Origin of the sequence: Sunxiuqinia indica (assembly GCF_009847015.1) — a bacterium.
Taxonomy (GTDB): Bacteria; Bacteroidota; Bacteroidia; order Bacteroidales; family Prolixibacteraceae; genus Sunxiuqinia; species Sunxiuqinia indica.
This window is the reverse complement of record NZ_WVEM01000019.1, coordinates 74956-97236: the sequence shown is the minus strand read 5'-3', so window position 1 is coordinate 97236 and position 22281 is coordinate 74956. Positions and strand designations below refer to the sequence as shown.

At 40.4% G+C, this 22281-nt stretch carries 18 protein-coding genes; 11 read left to right on the top strand and 7 right to left on the bottom strand.

Annotation, left to right across the window (positions count from 1 at the left end; all coding sequences use genetic code 11):
* The first annotated feature begins 488 nt into the window (after positions 1–488).
* Together GR929_RS20460 and GR929_RS20455 are read left to right on the top strand one after the other, a co-directional pair.
* Complete coding sequence (locus GR929_RS20460; protein WP_159523426.1) at positions 489–3308, top strand: T9SS type A sorting domain-containing protein; 2820 nt, start codon at positions 489–491, stop codon at positions 3306–3308.
* Between the two features lie 289 nt (positions 3309–3597).
* Positions 3598–5343, top strand: coding sequence for a pectate lyase family protein (locus GR929_RS20455; RefSeq protein WP_201301075.1), 1746 nt, complete (start codon positions 3598–3600; stop codon positions 5341–5343).
* A gap of 109 nt (positions 5344–5452) precedes the next feature.
* Here the strand turns inward: GR929_RS20455 and GR929_RS20450 are convergent, their stop codons facing one another.
* Together GR929_RS20450 and mltG are read right to left on the bottom strand one after the other, a co-directional pair.
* The gene (locus GR929_RS20450; protein WP_159523424.1) at positions 5453–5974 is read right to left on the bottom strand and encodes a hypothetical protein; all 522 of its coding nucleotides are present in this window, start codon (positions 5972–5974) and stop codon (positions 5453–5455) included.
* A 111-nt stretch (positions 5975–6085) separates the two neighbouring features.
* Entirely contained in the window at positions 6086–7147 is a 1062-nt protein-coding gene (gene mltG, locus GR929_RS20445; RefSeq protein WP_159523422.1) for an endolytic transglycosylase MltG, read from the bottom strand.
* A 161-nt stretch (positions 7148–7308) separates the two neighbouring features.
* On the opposite strand from mltG, the gene GR929_RS20440 reads away from it, so the two are divergent.
* Both GR929_RS20440 and GR929_RS20435 read left to right on the top strand, forming a co-directional pair.
* On the top strand, positions 7309–8499 hold the full coding sequence (locus GR929_RS20440; protein WP_159523420.1) for an FprA family A-type flavoprotein: 1191 nt from the start codon (positions 7309–7311) through the stop codon (positions 8497–8499).
* A 317-nt stretch (positions 8500–8816) separates the two neighbouring features.
* Positions 8817–9209 (top strand): hypothetical protein, encoded by a 393-nt coding sequence (locus GR929_RS20435; protein WP_159523418.1) that lies wholly within the window; start codon positions 8817–8819, stop codon positions 9207–9209.
* Between the two features lie 102 nt (positions 9210–9311).
* Here the strand turns inward: GR929_RS20435 and GR929_RS20430 are convergent, their stop codons facing one another.
* From GR929_RS20430 to GR929_RS20420, 3 genes are all read right to left on the bottom strand, one after another.
* Positions 9312–10013 carry a hypothetical protein gene (locus GR929_RS20430; RefSeq protein WP_159523416.1) on the bottom strand — a complete coding sequence of 234 codons (702 nt, stop codon included), beginning with the start codon at positions 10011–10013 and terminating at the stop codon, positions 9312–9314.
* 230 nt (positions 10014–10243) lie between these two features.
* Entirely contained in the window at positions 10244–10894 is a 651-nt protein-coding gene (locus GR929_RS20425; RefSeq protein ID WP_159523414.1) for an HAD family hydrolase, read from the bottom strand.
* Between the two features lie 240 nt (positions 10895–11134).
* The gene (locus GR929_RS20420) at positions 11135–11602 is read right to left on the bottom strand and encodes a hypothetical protein (protein WP_159523412.1); all 468 of its coding nucleotides are present in this window, start codon (positions 11600–11602) and stop codon (positions 11135–11137) included.
* Between the two features lie 1091 nt (positions 11603–12693).
* On the opposite strand from GR929_RS20420, the gene GR929_RS20415 reads away from it, so the two are divergent.
* Positions 12694–13434, top strand: a complete 741-nt coding sequence (locus GR929_RS20415) for a DUF6261 family protein (protein ID WP_159523410.1) — start codon at positions 12694–12696, stop codon at positions 13432–13434.
* 133 nt (positions 13435–13567) lie between these two features.
* Here GR929_RS20415 and GR929_RS20410 read toward each other — a convergent pair whose 3' ends face one another.
* Positions 13568–15058: a UxaA family hydrolase gene (locus tag GR929_RS20410; RefSeq protein WP_159523408.1), complete on the bottom strand. Its 1491-nt coding sequence runs from the start codon at positions 15056–15058 to the stop codon at positions 13568–13570.
* A 19-nt stretch (positions 15059–15077) separates the two neighbouring features.
* Positions 15078–16598 carry a tagaturonate reductase gene (locus GR929_RS20405; RefSeq protein WP_159523406.1) on the bottom strand — a complete coding sequence of 507 codons (1521 nt, stop codon included), beginning with the start codon at positions 16596–16598 and terminating at the stop codon, positions 15078–15080.
* Positions 16599–16858: 260 nt separating this feature from the next.
* Between GR929_RS20405 and GR929_RS20400 the strand changes: the two genes are divergently transcribed.
* From GR929_RS20400 to GR929_RS20375, 6 genes are all read left to right on the top strand, one after another.
* On the top strand, positions 16859–17425 hold the full coding sequence (locus tag GR929_RS20400; RefSeq protein WP_159523404.1) for an AAA family ATPase: 567 nt from the start codon (positions 16859–16861) through the stop codon (positions 17423–17425).
* Positions 17397–18161, top strand: coding sequence for an SGNH/GDSL hydrolase family protein (locus GR929_RS20395; protein ID WP_159523402.1), 765 nt, complete (start codon positions 17397–17399; stop codon positions 18159–18161). The genes GR929_RS20400 and GR929_RS20395 overlap by 29 nt, the downstream gene beginning before the upstream one ends.
* 307 nt (positions 18162–18468) lie before the next feature.
* Positions 18469–18819, top strand: coding sequence for a putative quinol monooxygenase (locus GR929_RS20390; protein ID WP_159523400.1), 351 nt, complete (start codon positions 18469–18471; stop codon positions 18817–18819).
* A gap of 260 nt (positions 18820–19079) precedes the next feature.
* Positions 19080–19664, top strand: coding sequence for a TetR/AcrR family transcriptional regulator (locus GR929_RS20385; RefSeq protein ID WP_159523398.1), 585 nt, complete (start codon positions 19080–19082; stop codon positions 19662–19664).
* A 62-nt stretch (positions 19665–19726) separates the two neighbouring features.
* Positions 19727–21250 carry a TolC family protein gene (locus GR929_RS20380; RefSeq protein ID WP_159523396.1) on the top strand — a complete coding sequence of 508 codons (1524 nt, stop codon included), beginning with the start codon at positions 19727–19729 and terminating at the stop codon, positions 21248–21250.
* A gap of 42 nt (positions 21251–21292) precedes the next feature.
* Positions 21293–22279, top strand: coding sequence for an HlyD family secretion protein (locus tag GR929_RS20375; RefSeq protein ID WP_159523394.1), 987 nt, complete (start codon positions 21293–21295; stop codon positions 22277–22279).
* The last annotated feature ends 2 nt before the right edge of the window (positions 22280–22281 follow it).

Here is a 22281-nt window from a genome sequence, read left to right as displayed (position 1 = left end):
ACTTCAAAGGATTACTTCGGAAAATCAAAGAAGAAGTTCTTTGGCTTAAAATTTTACTGGAAATAATCATTAGACAAAAACAATTATTTCCAGTAAATATTAGTTCATAAGGATTAACTAAATAAAGGTTTTTAGAATGTAAACGTTGTCATTTTTTTATTATTTTTGGGAACCATAAGCATTCAAAAATTTTTGTGAATTATGAGGCGGAAAAATAGGTTGTCGAAGCGCGTTGGCCAGAGCAAACCATCAGATTGAAAAAGATGGTTGACTTTATAAGGCGAGAGAAAATCGGAAGCTGTTTTTAGAGGGGATATTTGCAGTTGGGCAAGCATGCTTGCGATAAAAATAGAATGGACATAAAACAATAACCATTCAAAAGAAGACTGCGACCTTAATAAGATAGGAAAAGAATGCTGTGAATGTTGGAGAGAAGAAGAGATTGAATAGAATCTGAAAATTCGAGAGTAGAATTAAAACTAATCATTATGAAATTTCAAAAAGCAAAAATATTGACTTCAAGATTATTATCAGCTGCCTGCGGGGTCTTGTTTTCGATTTCACTTTGGGCTGGAAGTCCGGTTGTAAAGATTGATTTCAACCAGGCCGGTAGAAGTGAGACGGAAGTCCATGAACCTGGCTACGAACCCTGGGCCAGTTATACTAATCCTGTAGCCAAAACATTTGAGGGAATATCTTTCACATTAACCAAGTCCGGAACTGCGGGAAAAGGTCTTAGAAGTAATTGGTACAAGGCCGGAATTGGTGCTGCAAAATTGGTTAATGACGGTGTAACTGTTGATGACGGTAATGATGGAGGCGAGATAACTCTAACGATTGGAGGACTTGAGGCTGGCGATCATTCATTACTGGTTTTTCTAAATAATGTTGATAGTCCGGAGTCCGGTACTTTCAGCCCGGTTGATATTCTGATAAACGGAGAAGTTATTTACGACAACGTGGTTCCGACAACCCGGGCAGCTTCTAACTATGAAGCTAAGATTATCTACCTGACGTTCGTTGTTCAGAAATCCGAAGATGTAGAAATCACTTTTCGAGCGGAAACCGCGGGAGACGAAACCTTCAAGAATTTAGTCCTCAATGGAATTGAGCTAAATACAGCTAATTTGCTCGATCAGGCAATTAATCCAGATCCGGCTGATGCTAACGAGCACTTTGTTGCTGAAAATGGAGCTGTCAAACTTAGTTGGACAGCCGATGATGAAGCTACCTCTCATCGTGTTTATTTTGCGACCTCTGCTGATGACGTAACTAATGCAACAACTGATGACGCTGCATATAAAGGAACCCAAGCAGAAACTGAATATCAACTGAGTGACTTAGATACGCACAACGATTATTTCTGGAGAATTGATGAAGTGAAGGCCGATGGTACGGTCACTAAAGGAAATGTTTGGTCGTTCCGACTGGCTCGTTTGGCATTCCCGGGAGCAGCAGGTTACGGTCGTTATGCCAAAGGAGGCCGTGGCGGAAAAGTTGTACATGTTACGAATCTAGACGATAGTGGAGAGGGAAGTTTGCGATATGCTATTGAAGATGAAACCGGACCTCGAACAATTGTTTTTGACGTTTCAGGGATCATTAAGCTAGAATCACGCTTGGTATTGTCGGATAGCTATGTAACTATTGCCGGACAAACGGCTCCTGGTAAAGGTATTTGTTTGCGGGATGCACCTTTTGGTTTGAGTGGTGCAAACGATGCGATTATTCAGAATATTCGTGTCCGAAGAGGTAATATTGGTCAATACGGCCATGGTTTAGATGGTATGGGAATGCAGGGAAGTAATAATTGCATCATCGACCACTGTTCTATCAGTTGGACGATTGACGAGGCTTTCAGTTCCCGTTCGGGTAAAAATATCAGTTTGCAACGCACATTGATTTCTGAAGCATTGAATGTTGCAGGTCACCCCAATTATCCGGAAGGTACTGCTCATGGATACGCAGCTAGTATAAGTGGTGATGTTGGTAGCTTCCATCACAATCTTTTGGCTCACTGCGAAGGGCGTAACTGGAGTTTAGCCGGCGGTCTTGACGGTGATGGTTATTATTCCGGAAGGCTTGACATCAGAAATAATGTAGTTTACAACTGGGGACACCGTGCTACGGACGGAGGAGCAATGGAAGTAAATTTTGTAGGAAACTATTATAAACCAGGTGCCGCAACAGATCTATTCTATGCGTTGACTATGGATCATGAAGGGGCAGGGAAAGGAACCCAGCAAGCTTATTTCGAAGGCAATGTAATGCCCGGGCACTTTAACGAAACGAACCAGGAGAATGGACGGCGATCCAAAATCAGGAATGGAGCTACAGTCGATTGGGAAACTTTTGTCGATGAGCCATTCTTCGAATCTTATGTCGAAACGCAAACAGCAAGAGCTGCTTATAAAGATGTGTTGTCGGATGTGGGGTGTACTCAGCCGGCACTTGATGATCACGACGCCAGGGTGATAAATGAGTCGTTAAACGGAACTTATACCTATTCAGGTAGTGTTTCCGGAAAACCAGGTTTGCCCGATGACCAGGAAGATGTAGGTGGCTGGGAGAACTATCCCGAGGAGAGCAGAGATGCTTCGTGGGATAGTGACGGAGACGGTCTGCCTGATTGGTGGGAAACCTATTACAATTTAAATGAAAATTCAGCAGAAGGAGATTATTCCGAAGCCAATCAGGATCTTGACAACGATGGCTATACTGAGCTGGAAGACTACCTGCATTGGATGGCTAAACCACATTATATCCAATCGGTAAACAAACCAATAAAAATCAATCTAACCGATTTTTTCAAAGGCTATGAGGAAAATCCTCCGGTAGTAGCCTCGGATGAAGTTAACGGATCGGTTGAAATTACAAATAACCAGGCTGTGTTCAAGTGCGAATCATGTGGCATGGCATCATTTACCTTAACTGTAACGGATGCAGATGGTGACAGCAAGGCGAAAGAGGTTGTGGCATTTTTTCAACCCAATAACCAAGGTAGCTGTACTCCCGATTTTTCAACTGGGATGAATGACTTTGATGATTTTCAAGGAAATATTTACATTGCTCCAAATCCTGTTTCAGACAACCGGTTGAATCTTTGGGGACATACTCAACAGGAGGCAATAAAATCAATTACCTTACACAATGTTTTTGGAAGTGAAATAGAGATGGAAGATTCGAACACGATACTTTCCGGCGATTTTGAGGCCAGTTTAACTTTGCCTGAAATTAGCTCAGGGATTTATTTTGTCCGGCTTGGGTTTGAAAAAAGAAATGTTGTTCTACAGTTTGTCAAGAATTGAAGAGCGTAGAGCTTTGATGGGACAAGAAAGCGAAAAAAAGGCTGAGTGCTGCCGACGAATGCAAACATAATGGTTTAACTTTATTCGGAACTTTGTGTGCCTAAATCTCATGGCAGTTCTGGTTGAAAAAGAAGCTTTAGATTGTAATCTCTAAAAAGTTACCAGTCAAGGTGCTGGTTTTTGATAATTTATTGTAGACTAAAAAGGGCCTTTGAATGCCCGGCTTATCTAATAATTCAAATGGTAATAGGCAATTATGCTAAAAGCAATTGCAGAAAAGTATAGTATTATGAAACACAAGTTTAGTAGATTAAAAGTAGTAATCGCATTTGTTGGCTGCACGTTGTTTGCAGGTTCCCTGCATGCACAATATCCGGATATTCCGGAAGAGGTTCAGAAGGCTGCAAAGGAATTGATTGAAGAGACGTATCGACTTTCGGATGAGGCTTGGGAAAAAGCGAAACCAATTGTTGATAAACAAGCGGAAGAAGGCCGTCCTTATATTCCATGGGCAGGTCGTCCAAGTGATTTGCCGCAGGCTAAAATTCCTGCTTTCCCTGGTGCCGAAGGAGGTGGCATGTATACCATTGGTGGTCGAGGTGGAAAAGTGATTACAGTAACAAGTTTAGCTGACCACGGCCCCGGAACATTGCGCGAAGCTTGCGAAACCGGTGGTGCACGAATTATTGTTTTTAACGTGGCCGGTATTATCCATCTCGAAAGACCGATTATTGTTCGTGCTCCATATGTCACAATTGCCGGACAGACTGCTCCGGGTGATGGTGTCTGTCTTGCTGGCGAAAGCTTCTGGATAAATACTCACGATGTAATCATCAGACACATGCGCTTCCGCAGGGGAGAAACCTGGGTTGGTCGCCGCGACGATGCGATTGGTGGTAATCCGGTTGGTAATATCATGATTGATCACGTTTCTGCAAGCTGGGGATTAGACGAAAATATGTCAATCTATCGCCATATGTGGAGTGATGGAACAGGTAAAAAAGATCTCAAATTGCCAACAGTAAATATTACTATCCAGAATTCGATTTTCTCAGAGGCATTAGATACCTGGAATCATGCTTTTGGAAGTACGCTGGGAGGAGAAAATTGCTCGTTCATGCGTAATCTTTGGGCGAATAATGCTGGTCGGAATCCTTCGATTGGTTGGAACGGAGTTTTCAATTTTGTGAACAATGTATTATTTAACTGGGTACATCGTTCAATCGATGGTGGCGACTATACCGCGAAATTCAATATTATCAACAACTACTTCAAACCAGGTCCGGCTACTCCAACTGATCGCCCGATAGGACATCGGATTTTGAAACCGGAATCAGGTCGTAGTACCTTGACACGTCGCGTTTACGGTCGTGCTTTTGTAGATGGAAACATTGTTGAAGGAAACGAAAAAGTAACAAATGATAATTGGGCCGGAGGGATTCAGCTCGAAGATGTTCCGGATAAAAATAACCCTTATCAGGAAGTATTGTTATCTGACGATATCAGTAAGTATAAAGACATTGTTTATTGGGATGAGCCTTGGGAAATGCCTTATATGACAATTATGCCAGCCAGACAATCATTCGATTATGTGTTGGAAAACGCAGGTGCCACTTTACCGGTAAGAGATGCAGTTGATCAACGTATTTCAAGAGTTGTTCGTACCGGAGAAATAGAGTATGCCGACGATATTAGCTTGAACGGAATTCCAAAATTTAAACATCGTCGTTTACCCGAGGACAGTTACAAAATTGGAATCATTACTGATATTTCGCAAGTAGGCGGATACCCCGAGTATAAAGGAGAACCATACGTCGATACGGATAAAGACGGAATGCCTGATGAATACGAACAAAAGTATGCTGATTTGGGCTTTGATCCGAATGATCCGTCAGATGCCAATGAAGATTGCAATGGTGATGGTTATACAAATATTGAAACGTATATTAACGGGATCAACCCTCGATACAAAATTGACTGGACAAACATGAGTTTCAATTATGACACACTCAGTGAGAAGGGTGGCGTAGAATAAGCTGTACAGAATCTTTTGGATAGTTTTAGGTAAATAGTTTTAGGCCGGTTTCATTTATTGAAGCCGGCCTTTTTTTTGCTTCAATACTTTTTCCAGCCAGGTAGTGTTGCTACTTTTTCTTTCGCTTAAACAATTGTATAATATCACTTAGCCCAATTGTTAAGCCTAAGTTTGTTGGGTTGGGATCATACGGATTCGTATCAATCCCTTTGTATTTAGGAGTAAGGTAACCAACCTGGCGAATCTCGCGGTTGAGCTTAACGACGTTTTTGTTGAAATTCTGATAGTCTCTGCGATAAGGCTCTGTTTCCACTAAGTTCAATTCATAGCTGCGGTAAGGGATGTAGTGGTTGTTTTGTGTCGCTTGGTTTTTATTGGCGTAAATTACTTTGGCTTCCAGCGACATGTGATTGACCATCAAGGAATCGCCTTCATGCAAAAAAATCGTAAATCGACCCGTACTGTCCGAAGTTACTATCTTGGTTGTCCGGTAATTTATAATGTGTGCGTTTTCAACAGGAATAGAATCTTCTGAAAAAAAATAACCGCTAAAAGTGATGGTTTGCTCTTCTTCCTGAGCAAAGGATATTATTACTGAAAAAAGGAGTGAAATTGACAAGGTCAGGCGCATTAGTTTTTAGTTTCAAAGCTAGATGATTGACCTGTTAAGATTCATTAACTGACGGTAATAAAACAAAAAGAGCTTTAAAAAACGCTAAAAATAAGTTACCCGAAAGTGGAGCTATTCCCAGATTTTTCTCGCATTTAAAGCGGCCTGATAGCGTGCCGCATTTTGATTATGTTGACGCAGGGTTTTCGCAAAATTGTGGTAGCCATTAAACTCGTCACTGGCACACATGTACAAATAGTTGTGATCTTCAGCATTTAAAACAGCTTCAATACTGGATATCTCCGGAAAATTGATAGGGCCCGGAGGCAAGCCTGCGTGTATGTATGTGTTGTAAGGCGAATCGATCGAGAGGTATTTGGTTAAAACCCGTTTAATACTGAAATCACCCAAGGCGAATTTAATTGTTGGGTCGGCCTGCAGCAACATACCCCTTTTTATTCGGTTTAAATATAAACCGGCTACCCGGGGCTTTTCATCAGCTTTTACCGTTTCTTCCTGAACAATAGAAGCGATTGTTGAAACTTCCACCGGACTTAAACCAAGCGACTTTGCTTTAGCCAGCCGGTCGGTATTCCAAAAACGTTCATATTCGGAGTGCATGCGCTCGACAAACTGCCAGGGAGTGGTGGTCCAGTAAAACTCGTAGGTATTGGGAATAAACATGGCGTGAAACGAAAATTGGTTAAAGCCATATTGTTGAATAACCGCACTGTCTGTTAAGTATGAGAGTAATTCCAGCGAGTCGGGCTCAATATCGTGCGAAACCGATCCGGCCAGCTCATCCATAAAGCGAAGGTTATTGAAAATAACCGATACCGGTTTTTGATCTCCTGCACGCAACATATTTACAATCTGGTTGGTATTCATTCCTTTGCTAAAAACATATTTTCCGGCTTTTATCGTTGTGGGATATTTCTTCTTTTTTGCTACCCACTTAAAAGCCTTTTCATTAATCAGGATTTCGTTCGATTCCAGCGAGTCCAACACATCCTGGTAGCTGGCTTCTAGCGGAATTGTAATACTGCCGGAATGCTTGACGTTCTCGGCAAATACATATTGAAAAAGCTGGTAGCCCCGAAGTCCGGCAACGATAAATGCCAGTGCAAAAAAAATGATCACCCATTTATTGAGTTTTGGAAAGAGATGTAATCGATTAGTCGACATTAAATTCATTTGTTGTTAATTTTGAACTACAAAAATAAACTTTTCTACGATTTTAAGGGTGTGTAAGCTTTACCTTAATTTTTTAGTGAAATGAAATGCACACTAGCTTCGATCTAAGCGAAATTGGCTATTTTCGTGTTCTGAAAAAAATCACACAAAAATCGAAAGTTATGCATCAGGTTAAACTTGCTGAAAATATTTACTATTTGGGTTATAATGATCGGAGAACCCAGCTATTCGAAAATATTTGGCCGATCCCCAATGGTGTTTCTTATAATTCATACTTAATTGACGACGAAAAAGTTGCTTTGGTTGATACCGTTGAGCGTGCTTTTATTGATGATTATTTAGAAGATATTGACGCTATTCTAGGTGGCCGCCCGGTCGATTATTTAATCATCAACCACATGGAACCCGATCATTCGGGAGCTTTGCGTGCTATTGTGATGAAATACCCAAACATCACTTTAGTGGGAAATAAAAAGACCTTTGGTTTTGTCGAGTCATTTTACATGAAACCAACCAACACGCTCGAAGTGCACGACAATTCGGTTCTGGAGCTTGGAAAAACGAAAATACAATTTCAAACCGTGCCAATGGTTCACTGGCCCGAAACGATGGTCAGCTTTGAGGAAACAAACAAAATTTTGTTCTCAGGTGATGCCTTTGGTAGCTTTGGTACCTTGGATGGAGGTATTTTTGACGATGAAATTAATCTTGATTTTTACGAAAATGACATCATGCGCTATTTCACCAACATTGTTGGGAAGTATTGTCCGCATACACAACGTGCCATTAAAAAATTAGCACCGCTCGATATTAAAATGATCGCGGCTACACACGGGCCAATCTGGCGAACAGATTTGGAGTGGGTGTTGAGTCGCTATAATAAATGGAGCACCTACACGACCGATCCGGGCTGCGTTGTGGTGTATGGTTCGATGTATGGAAATACACAAAAAATGGCTGAAGTGATTGCTCGTCAGTTGTCAGAGCGAGGCATCAAAGATATTCGTGTTTACGATTCTTCAAAAACGCATAAATCATACATCATCAACGATATTTTCCGTTACAAAGGATTTATTGTTGGTAGCTGTGCATACAATAATGCCATGTTCCCGAATGTTGAAAACCTCTTGACTACCGTTCAGCATATGGGCGTTAAAGATCACTACCTGGGCGTGTTCGGAAACTTTGCCTGGAATGGGGGAGGCGTGAAAAACCTGATGAAGTTTGCCGAAGCTTCGAAATGGGAATTGGTTTACGACCCGATTGAAGAAAAAGGAACCTTAAAAGAAGACAAATACCAAAAATGTATTGACCTGGCGAATGCAATGGCCGATAAATTGTTGGCAGAATAACAACATATACGAAATAGCCTATTCCGGCTGGAATGAATAGATAAGCCCGGCCGTTCCAAAGACAACTTTGGGCGGCCGGCTTTTTTGTCGGCATAAAGTTGGCACATTGTGGGTTCGAAATTCGCGCTATCTTTGTTTCAGAGGAATCGGACAGGGGGTAATCGGGAGCGTGGAAGTTACACCCATCAAATACATCAGGTGCTGAATAATATACGCCGTATTTCGTGTTTGTTGAAACCTCATTTTTGGATGTTAAATAACTTAAATTCATTTCTTTCGTAAGAAATGATAATCTCAGAATTTTTGGACAATATCGTATGAAGGATACTGTAACGAAAAAACCGAATTTTAAATACGACTCTATAGAAGATCTTCGGATAGTCGTTAAATATTATTACGGGGAAATTACGATTGCCGATATAATCAGTTCATGGGAGTTTGCATTTGCGAACAACTTAATTCCTGAGAATAATCGGGGATTCATTCTCGATTATCGAAAAGCCACTTTTAACATCAGTGTTTCGGGGTACAGCCAGATCCCTGAATTTTATAAAGAAAACCTACGTTTTTTCCAGGGCTGCAAGATTGCTATTCTTATTGAAAAACCTAAAGATATCGTTATTCCTGTTTTAGTTAAAGAAGAAGATGAAGGATATCAGTCAGCGCCATTCACAACTATGGAAGCTGCGATTAAGTGGGTGTTGGAATAATAAAACGAACACAACGCTCTGTATGTAAAAGATTTTTTTTTGACGTATAGATCGAGGCATGAATAAGAAATTGGATCAGGACAACCATTGTTTTTGACCATCTTAATTAACTACTTCGTTTTCGTTATATTCGTGTCTGATTTTAACCAATTTTCCATTGTCGAAAAATAATCTTACCGATGATCGTCCAACAATATTTGTACTGATATTATCCTGAAAATTAAATGCCCATTCATCGTAATTTGCCATGTCTGGGTCGAAAGAATCTTCCAACAACTTGTCTGGAAGGATAATTTGATAATCATTATATGGAGAGATTTGCCAAATGTTTACTAATTTCTGATATACGATATCTGTCTGGTCATTAATATGGATTGTATTCTCATCAGATGTATTTGAAGGCCATGCGGAAATTGGGTCCAACAATGCACCGCCTGTTTCTATGGAGCTAACTTTATTTTGATTAAAACCGATAACAGCCCGCTCGGTAACTCCCGATTTTGTTTCTAAAGTAATAGTCCGGTAATAATCAAAAATATTCTGTATTTCTTCTGGTTTTGAATATGGTTTTCTATATACAATTGAAACAGAACCAAATTTTTTCTCTATTCCTAATTCTTGAAGCTGATTATAAACTTGTATTGGAGAACTTCCAATTTGAAGTGTCCATTTTTCTCCTCTTGTTGTGTTTTCTATTCGGGGATAGGTGTCGTCTTTCTCACAAGAAAAGAATAACAGTAATGCAGGAACAACTATTAATATCAGCTTTTTCATATCTGTTAATTTTAAAATTTCACTTTTCATAGATGACACTTTCTTCAATATGGTTGCGTCAAATTGTTGCCCATAATGGCAGTCTGTCTAAAAAGTAAAATTAAGTCGTTGAGATTTCGGCATTCCCCCCGCTGCCGAACGTTTACATCGTGTGGCATAAGAAATAAATACCGTCAGGACTGTGGAATTCATCACTGCTGCTCATGAATTAAGATTTTTCTCATGACTAGATTTACACATTGTATTCTATCTACTTCTATTCAAAACATTGATCTGTCAACTTCAGAGAATGAACTTATAACTTCATGATTCCATTTACCATAGTCTGCATTCATTGACTTAACAATAATAACTTTTGCTGCGTGTGAATTCTCTGCGGCCTTTATTCCAGATGCAGAATCTTCAAAAATCAATGTTTGATTAGCTGCAACTTTTAATATATCCATGGCTTTTAAAAAAATCTCAGGATCTGGTTTGCTTTTTATAGTCCCATTATTATAGACAATTCTGGATAAATCAAAGTATTTGTCTAGATTCAAATGTTTGAAGTAAAATTCTACATTATATAAATCAGAAGCAGTGGCTATTGTAAAGGGAATTTTTTTTGAAAGAAGATATTCTAAAAAGTCTTTGGCGCCAGGTGCCAACTCCATTTTTTGTTTCAAACAAAGTGATTGATATATGTTTTCCTTTTCTAGACTTAAATCTGCAATTTCCTTTTCACTTAACTTCTTTGAAAAAATATTTGTACAAATCTCTGCATTATTCTTACCATGAATCTTGTCATTCTTTTCATCATCACTGAGAGTTAGACGATATTTTTCCAGAAAGATATCCCATGCTTGGTTGTGCAAACTGGTATCAAAAAAAAGAGTCCCATTAAAATCGAAAATTATTCCTTTTATTTTCATGTTTTTGATCCTTTTTGTTTTTTACAAAAATGTAAACTGTCAATCAATATTTTTTGTATTCTATCCTGGTACATACATCTAACCATTCTACAACAGCAAGACGTATAAAATAAACATCGCCAGAATAATGGAATTCATCATTACGGCGCATGAACTGAGATTTTCTCATAACGAAATTTTAAATCTAAAAATTAGCTGCATTAAACCACGCGATACAATCGCGCGGGAGCGGGGGGCGTTTTATCTTGAGAGTATCAAATAAATATGACTACAAGATGCTGAAAAATCTCCATCACTTGATATCCTAATTCCAAGTTTAATTTTCTGTCTCGGGATATCATTAATAATATTGGCTGAGGACTTATAGCTGTTGTTTTCAATATCATCAGATATGACAATACTGTTCTCAATTGGTTTGTCGTTTGTAATGTCATATAGTTCGAAGCTTGCTTCTCCAATCAGATCATTTCCAGTTTCGTCATTTGTCTTTATATCACTTACAGCCATCACAACCGATTTGATATTCGAATAACTAGAAATATCGAAGTATGGTAAATCTGCCGAACGTGTCCATGTGTTATGCATGTCTACTCCTATACCTTCAGATAAAGCTATCATAAGCTCATTACCTTCAATAAAATTATCTTTTTTACAGCCCAAAAGAATTAGTGAACAAACGACCATCATTGCAAAACCTTTAATTTTCATACTATCTTTTTTTATAGAGTTTCATTAGTGTCTGGTTAAAATTTCAAATGGTAGGCTAAAGCCCGTGTCATATCTGGCATTCACTAACCCCGGGATTAATCCCGGGGTTAGTGATCGCACCAGAGCGTCGGGGCTTTAGCCCATAACTCCATCTTGAGGAATATCAACTGTTCTGTTTTTATTGTTTTTCTCGCATCGCCCAAGTTTTTATTTTTTCCGGACAACAGTGACAGCGTTTAATTATATTATTATCGTTCAATACTTGCCTAACGATCCTCCTCGCTGCCGAAGGATTGCATCGTGTACATTAAAAATAAACACCGCAGTATTATGGAATTTATCATTACGGCTCATGAACTGAGATTTTCTCTTGACGAAATTTTAAATCTAAAAATTGGCTGCATTAAACCACGCGATACAATCGCGCGGGAGCGGGGGGCGTCAGTTTATAGTATTTTAAATTAATGGTAACCTCTGCATATATCTCCCAATACAAACCCGCCGCTATTCTTTTTATTTTATCAGTTTTAGTTTTCTGTTTATTAACGCTTCGCAAAATACAAAAAAATAGTTTTTCAGATTATCATATGTTGAAAAGTTTGTGCAATATCAAAACAAACACTGGTGCGTTTTAATGTGGAGTGGGAGTGAAGAAGTGGTATGGGAGAGTCTGTCTGGTCGGCCAGGCGGTGGTTTGCGATTGTCTGAGGAATTTGTCACCGGCTGTGGAGCTCATGCCGGAAAATCCGGGAGCTTCTCCACACAGGAAAATACAAAAAAATATTTTTTTATTATTGAAATGCGTTGGATATAAGGAAATTAATTTTCTTTTTTGTTGTTTTCTGCGTTGGACAACAAAAAATATTTTTCAGAACGTTGTTTTCTGTGTGGAGAAGCAACTGGAAAATATTTTTTGTTCTCACCGGCTTAAAACAACAAAAAAGAAAGCCGAACGACTGTTTTTGCCGAAAAATAAGAAGACAATAAAAAATAAATTCAATTATTTTATATTTAATATCGGTAGGCTATTGTTAAATTGAGAAAAGGGTTGTAAATTATGTTTCAATTTGAAATGCCAAAAAATCAAAGACATGTTAATTAAAATTTTGTATTCCTATTTTTCATTAGCCAACCTCATTGTTTTGGCTAAACGAATTCGTAATTTATTAAGTGAAAAATTTCCTGATCACCCGATGATCACTTCGGTGCTCGACAACCTGGAGCTCAAGCTGGTGCCGGCTATACAGGCCATTGGTAGCACTACCAAGCATACATTGACTCAGGACGTGTCGGCGGCCGATGGCTTGCGCGACAGCAGTTTCCGTTCGTTGCGCGACCATGTAGAGGCGGGCCTGTTGCGCCAAAATGAACCTTACCGGCTGGCTTGCGAAGCGTTGTGGGGGGAATTTGAGAAAAATGGGCTGAATTTGTACTACTCAAATTATAGCGAAGAAACAGCAGCGATCGACAGTTTGGTGAAAGACTTGAGTAAACCCGAAAACCAGGAACACCTGGCGACCATTAACGCGCTGGAGTGGAAGGACGAGTTGGAACGTGATAACCAGATCTTTGTTAGTGCAATTCGCAAACGCAGCGCCGCGCGGTCGGCTGATGATACCCTGACTGACATGGAGGCTTTCAAGCAGCTGCAGAACGCGATGGAATTGCTGGTTAACGTGGTAAATTCGCTGCATGCGATGAATGAACCTGAGGGAATCGGCGCTGCAGCCAACGAAGTGAAGCAATACGTCAGCGAAGCCACCACATGGGCTAAGCAAAGTACCAATAATACAAATGACAATGATAACGGGGAAGTAGTAGCACCGAGCTAGTCTCGTGACTATTCTGGTTTTAAGTGAAAAAGCTGATTTTTCCTTAAAACAAAAAGTCCTCCCGCAATGCCGGAGGACTTTTTTACTACTACTCAATTACTACTAACTACCTCTTCCCGAGAGGATCTCTTAATTATAAGGTTATTCCGGTTTTGAAGATCGCAATTTCCTTGAATCCACTAAGTTCGTGTTTCAGTTTTTTACCTTCCGAAACCGTTATAATTTCATCTAAAAGATTTTGAACCAGCTCATCCATTGGCGTGTCTTCAACCAGCTTACCGGCATTGAAATCGATCCAGTTTCTTTTCTTTTCGAAAAGAGCCGTATTGGTTGAAATTTTCATGGTAGGTACAAAACTACCGAACGGTGTTCCACGGCCGGTTGTAAACAGCACCATCTGGCATCCGCTAAAACCTAAAGCCGAAGCTGCAACAAGGTCGTTCCCCGGAGCCGAAAGCAGGTTTAAACCATTTTTCTTGATTCGCTCGGCGTACGACAATACATCAACAACCGTTGCGGTTCCACCTTTTTGGGTACATCCCAGCGATTTGTCTTCAAGCGTTGTAATACCACCTTCTTTGTTTCCCGGCGATGGATTTTCGTACACCGGAAGGTCGTGTTTCATGTAGTACTCTTTGAAATTGTTGATCAGGCTAACCGTTTTGTCGAAAACTTCTTTGCTTTCGGCACGCTCCATCAACAGGTGCTCAGCACCAAACATTTCAGGTACTTCGGTCAGAATGGTTGTTCCTCCCTGAGCAATCAGAAAGTCAGAGAAAGCACCAACCAGAGGATTTGCAGTGATTCCTGATAAACCATCGGAACCACCACATTTCAATCCAATTTTTAATGCAGAAATCGGACAGTCCTCTCTCTGGTCATGGCGCATAACCTCGTAAATCTCTTCGAATAACTTGAAGCCTTCTTCAACTTCATCTGCCACATCCTGGGAAACAATAAATTTCACCCGGTCTGCGTCGTATTCTCCAATAAATTTTTTCAGATGATCAATCTGGTTGTTCTCGCAACCCAAGCCCATGACCAATACACCCCCGGCGTTGGGGTGATTGATCAGGTCAGCTAATGCTTTTTGGGTGTTCGTATGGTCGTCACCAAGTTGAGAACATCCATAACTGTGTCTGAAAACCTGTACATTGTCAATGTCGGTTGCCGGATACTTGGCTTTAAACTGGCTGATAATCTGGTCAGCCTGTCCGTTTACGCATCCAACAGTTGGCACAATCCACAATTCATTACGAATACCAACGTCTCCGTTACCACGCTTGAATCCTTTAAACGTGCGGTCTTGATTTTTAATCGTCAGCTCGTTTAGCTTTTGATTGAATTCGTACGCAATGGTACCCGATAAATTTGTTTTGGTGTTCTGCACATGGACTTGTTCGCCTACCTTTATCTCTTTTGTTGCATGTCCGATTGGAACACCATACTTGATAATATTTTCACCTTCAGGAATCGCATTTACAGCGATTTTGTGTCCACTTGGGATATCAGCCAAAACGATAATTTGTTGGTTATCGACTTCGATGACTTCTCCCTGTGAAAAGTCTTTCAATGCAATTACTACATTATCAAGTGCGTTAATTTTAATGAAATCTGCGGCCATTATTTTCTGGTCTAACTAATTAATTATTGACAACGGTTTGTTCGTCTTTTGCTTTACCTTCTATGGTCATACCCATCAATGGGTTTTTAGCGCTCAATACAGCTTTTACAGCTTTTTTCATTCCTACCTGGTTGATCAGGAATAAGTAGTGGCTAACGGTAATGGTCAGGTTTGGAATATCGTTCAGGTTTTGTTTCCAGACTTTATCCAGGCTCAATACTTTTTCTACCAATTCGTAAACCGAAATCGGACGTCCGTCACATGCAGCCCAGGCTTCTTTATAAAAATCAAGAATCCACTGGTCGTCTTGTACCTGGTATTGTCCTGCCTCTGTTTCACCTTTAAAATAGGAGATCATTGCAGCCAACGAGAACACGAGCTTTTGTGGCAACATATCGTGTTTTTCAACAAAACCTATAAGTGAAGGTAAGTTACGTGTTTCCCATTTCGACATAGCATTTAAAGCAATACTTTGCCACAGGTGACGAATGTATGGATTCGAGAATCGTTCAAGGATTTTACCGGCAAATGATTTCAGTTCTTTTTCCGTGCCATCCAGTACCGGAAGAACTTCTTCATAAACCATCTCTTTCATAAAATTACCCACTTCAATGCTTTCGTAAGCTTCACGAACGGTATCAATTCCGTATAAGAAAGATACGGCATAACTTCCGGTATGGGCTCCGTTCAGTACAGCTACCTTTTGCTCACGGAAACGAGTCATATCTTTTACGAATTTCACTTCCAATCCGGCTTGCTCTGCAGGGAATTCTTTAGCCACCCACTCCGGTGCTTCAATTACCCAAAGGTGGAAGTATTCGCCAACCACAACCAGGTTATCTTCGTAACCAAGTTCAGCCTGAATTTCTTTAATATCATCTTTTGGAAATCCTGGTACAATACGGTCAACCAAGGTGTTGCAGAACGCACAGGCCGTTTCAACCCACTGGGTGAATTCGTCGCCAAGATTCCAGTTGTTGGCATGTTTCAACACATATTTCTTCAGCATGTCGCCGTTGCGGTCGATCAATTCGCAGGTGAAGAAAATAAGTCCTTTATCTGAAGCACCTTCAAAAGCTTTGAAACGCTCATACAATAAAGCGGTTACTTTTCCGGGGAAGGAGTTTTGAGGCTCCATCTCCAGGGTATCATTCTCGTCGAAAGCAATACCTGCTTCAGTGGTATTGGAAATCACAAAACGTAATTCAGGATTTAATACCGATGCTTTGTAAACATCAAATTCAGTATAAGGATTGATTCCTTTATTAATTGCTTGAATAAATTCAAATTCTTTAACAGGCTTTCCGTCTTTAATCCCTTTCAGGTACACATGGTAAAGACCGTCTTGCTTGTTTAGCAAATCAACCATTCCGTTTGGAAGTGGCTGTACCACATCAATACCGGCGTTGAAGCCAATTTCGTTGTTCATTTTTTGAACCATCCAATCAGCAAAGGCTCTTAAGAAGTTACCTTCACCAAACTGAAGAATTTTGGTTGGGTATTTCTCTGCATTTTTAACGTTCGTTCTGTTCAGTTGCATATTGTTTTATTTTTTAGTTTTTTTTGATTTCGTGTTCGCACACGGAATGTTGATTTTAAAAAACCGTGTTCGCACACGATTTCAACGGCGAAAGTATAATATTTTTCTAATTCTGCCGAATTATTTTCTTCAAATCGTGTTAAATTATTATTAACCAGTCTATTTTAGAAATATTCTAAATATGGAAATCTGTGCTGTGCGACCGATCCCGTTCAGTTTATACCCGGATTCATTATCTTTGGAAATCAAATACTTTGAGTTTGGAAAAAACGATTGTTGTAATAACCGGTGGCCCCGGCTTTGGAAAATCGAGTGTCATTCGAAAGCTGGGCGAGTATCATTTTAAGGTGGCCAATGAGTTTGCCCGCGAAATTATTGACGAGCAACTCAAAACAGGCGGCCATAAATTGCCTTGGAAAGATAGTCGCGGATTTCAACAAGCGGTTTTCGCTCATCGGCTGGATTTTTACCAGTCGGTGAAAAACGGAGAACTTGCGTTTTCAGACCGAGGGTTGCCGGATCAGCTGGCTTTTGCCCGTTCCCGGGGAGCTAATTTAACTGACATGCTTGACCTTGTACTAAACTATCGCTATTTTCCGCATGTATTTATAACTTCACCCTGGAATGGAATTTATGGGACAGATGCGGTTAGAAACGAAACATATGAAGAGGCTTGCCGTTTGCATGAGATCATCTGTCAAACGTACATCGACTTAAATTATAAACTAGTAGAATTGCCTGAATCAAGCGTGGAGACACGCGCAAAATTTATTATCAATTACCTAACTCAACAAAATAATGAGCTTATCAAGACGAAGATTTTTTAAACGAGCAGTTACGCAAACTGCCGGGATCGCATCTATCCCGATGATTTTATCAGCTACTTTACCGAAAGAGGATAAACAGGAAAAGGACAGATTTTCGATGTTCGATGACGATGGAATTGTTCTTTTTCAGGGAGATTCAATTACTGATGCCGGACGAAATCGTGAGCGCCAATTACCCAACGATGCCGGCTCGTTCGGAAATGGTTACGCCCTGATGGCGGCCGCAAGCTTATTAAAGAAATTGCCAGCGAAGAACCTTACTATTTATAACCGAGGCATTAGTGGGAACAAAGTGTACCAATTGAGTGATCGGTGGAACGAAGACTGCCTGGATTTAAACCCTGATGTATTGAGTATTTTAATTGGTGTAAATGATTATTGGCATAAACGAAATGGTAAATACGATGGAACTGTTGAGATTTATGAGAATGATTACCGTGCTTTATTGGAAAGAACAAAAGAAGCATTGCCCGATGTTAAACTGGTGATTTGCGAACCTTTTTCAGTTACCGGAGGTTCGGCAATTGGAGACGGATGGCAAGAAGAACTCAAGCCTTACCGGAAGGCTGCTAAAAAGCTTTCGACCGAATTTGATACCCTGTTTGTTCCATACCATAAAATATTCAGAAAGGCACTTGAACACGCTCCGGCTGCTTATTGGAGTGGGGATGGGGTTCATCCTTCAATGGCGGGTGCACAACTCATGGCCGGCGCCTGGTTGAAGGTGGTGAAGTGAAAAGTCAACTTTAAGTATAAGCTAAAAAAGTAACAGGAATCGTCAATAAAAAAAGTCTAATTGTGGTTGGCTCTGATCGCTTTCTTTTTTTCGCGTGAATTTCTTCCCCGGTAATTTTGCGGGCACAAATTTCGCATTGATCCGGAGTAATTTTTTTGTTTTGAATTAGTCTAAATAAGACGTAACTTATCCATTGGTTATCGTCACAGGTTTCATCGACGATCCATAGTCATTTTTGCCAATAATCATCTTCCTTCAATCAATTCTGATTGTAAAAAGCGATATAGCTAACTTTAAATAAATAACGATGAAAAAAATTCAATTGACAGCAAAATTCAAAATTCATGATGGCAAATTTGATGAGGCGAAAGCAATTGCAGACGAATGTATTGCAATCGTTAAAGAAAAAGAAGAAGGAAAAGGAACCCTTCGGTATGATTGGTATTTTAGCCCAGACCAAACGGAGTGCGTTGTGCAGGAAATGTATGCCGATTCAGATGCTGTTCTCACCCATATTGGAGATGTACAAGAACAATTAGGGAAAATATTTGCGATATCCGATTTTACCTTGGAAGTATATGGAAATCCGTCGGCCGAATTGCAGGACGCAGCTGCTGCTTTTGCGCCTGATGTTTATTTCTTCTATTTAGGAATGTAGCTATTAGGGACGGTTTGCGTTCTGTATTCTTTTTTAAGCTGGAACTTTTATAATTGCAAGAATAAGTAAAGTTGTGTCAATTAGTCAGCTTAATAAGGGTAAAGTTTACAAGCTGTCGAACCGTATAGCCCGTAATTTTTAATACTTCGATGGATTGAACTGTTAATTGAATGTTACAGTTTCCGGCGATTGATTTCGATTGTTGGAAAATTCATTTTAATTGATTTATTTCGCTACTGTAAAACCAATACGGTCGATAAATGACAGGCAAGGATGAAATTGTAAAAAAGGAAATCTTGGTAGAAGCACAGCGGTTGTTTCAGCAGTTTGGGTTGAAGAAGACAACGATGGATGAAATTGCTGAAGCTTGCGGTAAGGCCAAAAGTACGCTTTATCATTACTTTAAAAGTAAGGATGAAGTGTTTGATGCCGTTATTCAGTTGGAGATGTTGAATCTTAGGCAATTCGTGAAAAATAAAGTAGAAGAGCATAAAACAATGCTCGACAAAATTAAGACCTATGTCATTGAATTTCATAAAGAAGTGGTGAATAAGGTTAACCTGTACCGCCTCATCCGCCAGGATTCAAAATCGTTTGGGTTTGCGAAAGATAAATTTCTGAAAATGATGGAGTTTGAGCAATCTTACATTGTTCGGATTCTGGAAGATGGTTTTGATTCCGGGGAGTATAATACTTCAGCGAAGGAAGACATTCCGTGGATTGCAGAGATGTTTTTAGCCTCTTTTTACGGGGTTGTTCAATATGGAGTTGAAAAGGATGGCTATTACAACGAAGAGAAAATAGAACGGATTGTAGAACTTGTTGTGCCCCGACTTTTCACTTAAATTTTTTTTGACTGCTATTCGACTAAAAAACCAATATAGTAGTGTAGGGTATTGTAAATAGAATGATGATGATAAAAAAGACCATATTTAAAACACTTTTTGCCTTGATGCTTTGCCCGTATGGACTAATGGCGCAAGAGCAAAAACAGCTGCTGACTTTTGAGGATGCATGGCAGCTTATGACCGAACAAAATCCGGCGCTTTTGCGTGTAAAAGAAGAAATTAAGCAAAAGGAGTACGAACTAAAAGTAAAAAGAGGCTTGCATTTACCGCAGGTATCCTTAAGTGCGCAGGCGGTTTCAATGTCCGATCCTTTGCATCTCGATTTAACTCCTGTGCGCGACGCCATTACGCCGCTTTACAATACGTTGGGAAACTACGGAGTGTTTAGTGGTGTTCCCAATCCCGATCCGGCAACAAACTCGATGATGCCTGTTTTACCTGACGATATGAGTACTTCAGCTGTTCGGGAAAAATTGTTGCATGCAGGTGGAGAAGTCCAAAATGCAGAATGGGACAAGATGATACAGGAGAAAAATTTTGCCAATGTATCGGCTGCTTTTGTCTGGCCTGTTTTTACAGGTGGTAAAATAAAAGGAGCCAACGATGCTGCTAATGTGCAAATTGAAATGAGTCACGAAAATTTACGGCAGACGGAGGGCGCATTGTTGACCGAGCTGGTAAGCCGTTATTACGGTTTGGCACTAGGGGTTCAGGTAAGTGAGCTCCGAAAGCAGACCTTGGAAGGCATGCAAAACCATTATGCAGATGCACAAAAATTGTTCGACAATGGAATGATTGCAAAGGTCGAATTGCTTCATGCCACTGTTTCGCGAAATGAAGCAAAACGAGAACTGAAAAAGGCAGAGCGTAATATTGAAATTATTCGGTCGGGACTGGCGGCTACCTTGGCCAGCGATTCATTAAACCAGGTGATTCCTGCCAGTCTTTTATTTATTAATAAAGAATTGTCGGATTTGTCGTACTACGTTGACAGAGCCCAAACCGAAAATCCGCAGCTGAAACAACTGGAAGGGAAAAAAGAATTGGTTGAGATTAAGCACAAAGTGGAAATGCAAGAATACTTGCCATCGGTAGCCATGATGGGAAACTATAACATTGCGAACAAAGACTTGTCGCCATACATGCCCGATTGGTTGGTTGGAGTTGGAATGAAGTGGACTCTTTTTGATGGCATGGCCCGCAAAAACAGGATAAGAGCCAGCGCAACCTTGCACAGTCAGGTTAATTATGCCGAACAAAAAGCGCACAATGACCTAAAAGCATACTTAACAAAGTTGTACCAGCAGTTGCAAATGCAAATGGAGCAAAAAACAGAGCTGGAATCAACACTCAGGCTGGCTGAAGAATATCTTCGAAGTACCGAAAAAGCATTTAGCGAAGGTTTCGCAACCTCTACATCGGTGGTTGACGCTTATACCAAAGTGGCACAGGTAAAAACATTACGCTTAAAAGTGTTTTACGAATACGATGTCGCTTTAGCCAGCTTTCTGCAAACGGCCGGTATTCCCGAAGAGTTTGCACGCTTTTGTTACGGAGAAAATACATTAACCGATTCATATTAGTTCATTCGAAAAGCATTGTTTAAAATCTAATTTCAATATACGATGAATAAAAAAACACTAACATCGATAGTTGTACTAGTTGCCATCGTTGCATTTATAGTTTACACTTTTATTGTTGTGCTAAAACCGCAACCGGTTATTTTACAGGGAGAAGTGGAGGCTCAGCAATATAGTATAGCCTCAAAAGTGCCCGGAAGAATTCAGGAGGTGGCTGTTAAAAAAGGACAAACAGTTAAAACCGGCGACTTTATCTTTTCGATCAGCAGTCCCGAAATTGATGCTAAGTTGGCTGAAGCGCATGCGGCTCGTTCTGCTGCCAGTGCGCAAAGTAGAAAAGCACAGAATGGTGCGCAAGAAGAAGATATTACGGCTGCCTATAGCGTATATGTAAAAGCTGAAGCTGCTGCTCAGTTTGGCGAAAAGACCTTTGCTCGTATTCAAAATTTGTATGACGAAGGAGTGGTACCCGAACAGCAACGCGACGAGGCGGAGACAAAAATGAAAGCGGCTCGCGAAACGGCAAAAGCAGCCAAAGCAGTTTGGCAAAAGGCGGAGAAAGGAGCACGCGAGGAAGACAAAGCGGCTGCTTTTGCTCTTGTAGAACGGGCAGATGCCGCTATTGATCAGGTGCAGTCTTACCTGGACGAAACCTCGATTAACTCCATTGCCAATGGCGAAGTTTCGGGAATTAATATTGAGCAGGGGGAACTGGTTTCTACCGGATTTCCGGTGGTTACAATCATTGATGTTGACGATATTTGGGTGACATTTTATGTGCGTGAAGATTACCTGAATCATTTTAAAATGGGAAGCACCTTTGAGGCCGATTTACCGGGCTTAGAGAATAAAACTTCAGCGTTTAAGGTAACTTACATTAGCCCAACCGGAAGTTTTGCCCGTTGGAATGCCACCAAAACTTCGGGTGAGTTCGATTTAAAGTCGTTCGAAATTCAGGCACGACCAGTGAGAAAAATAGAGGGTTTACGCCCTGGAATGTCGGCAATAGTCACCTTGCCCGAAAACCGATAGTC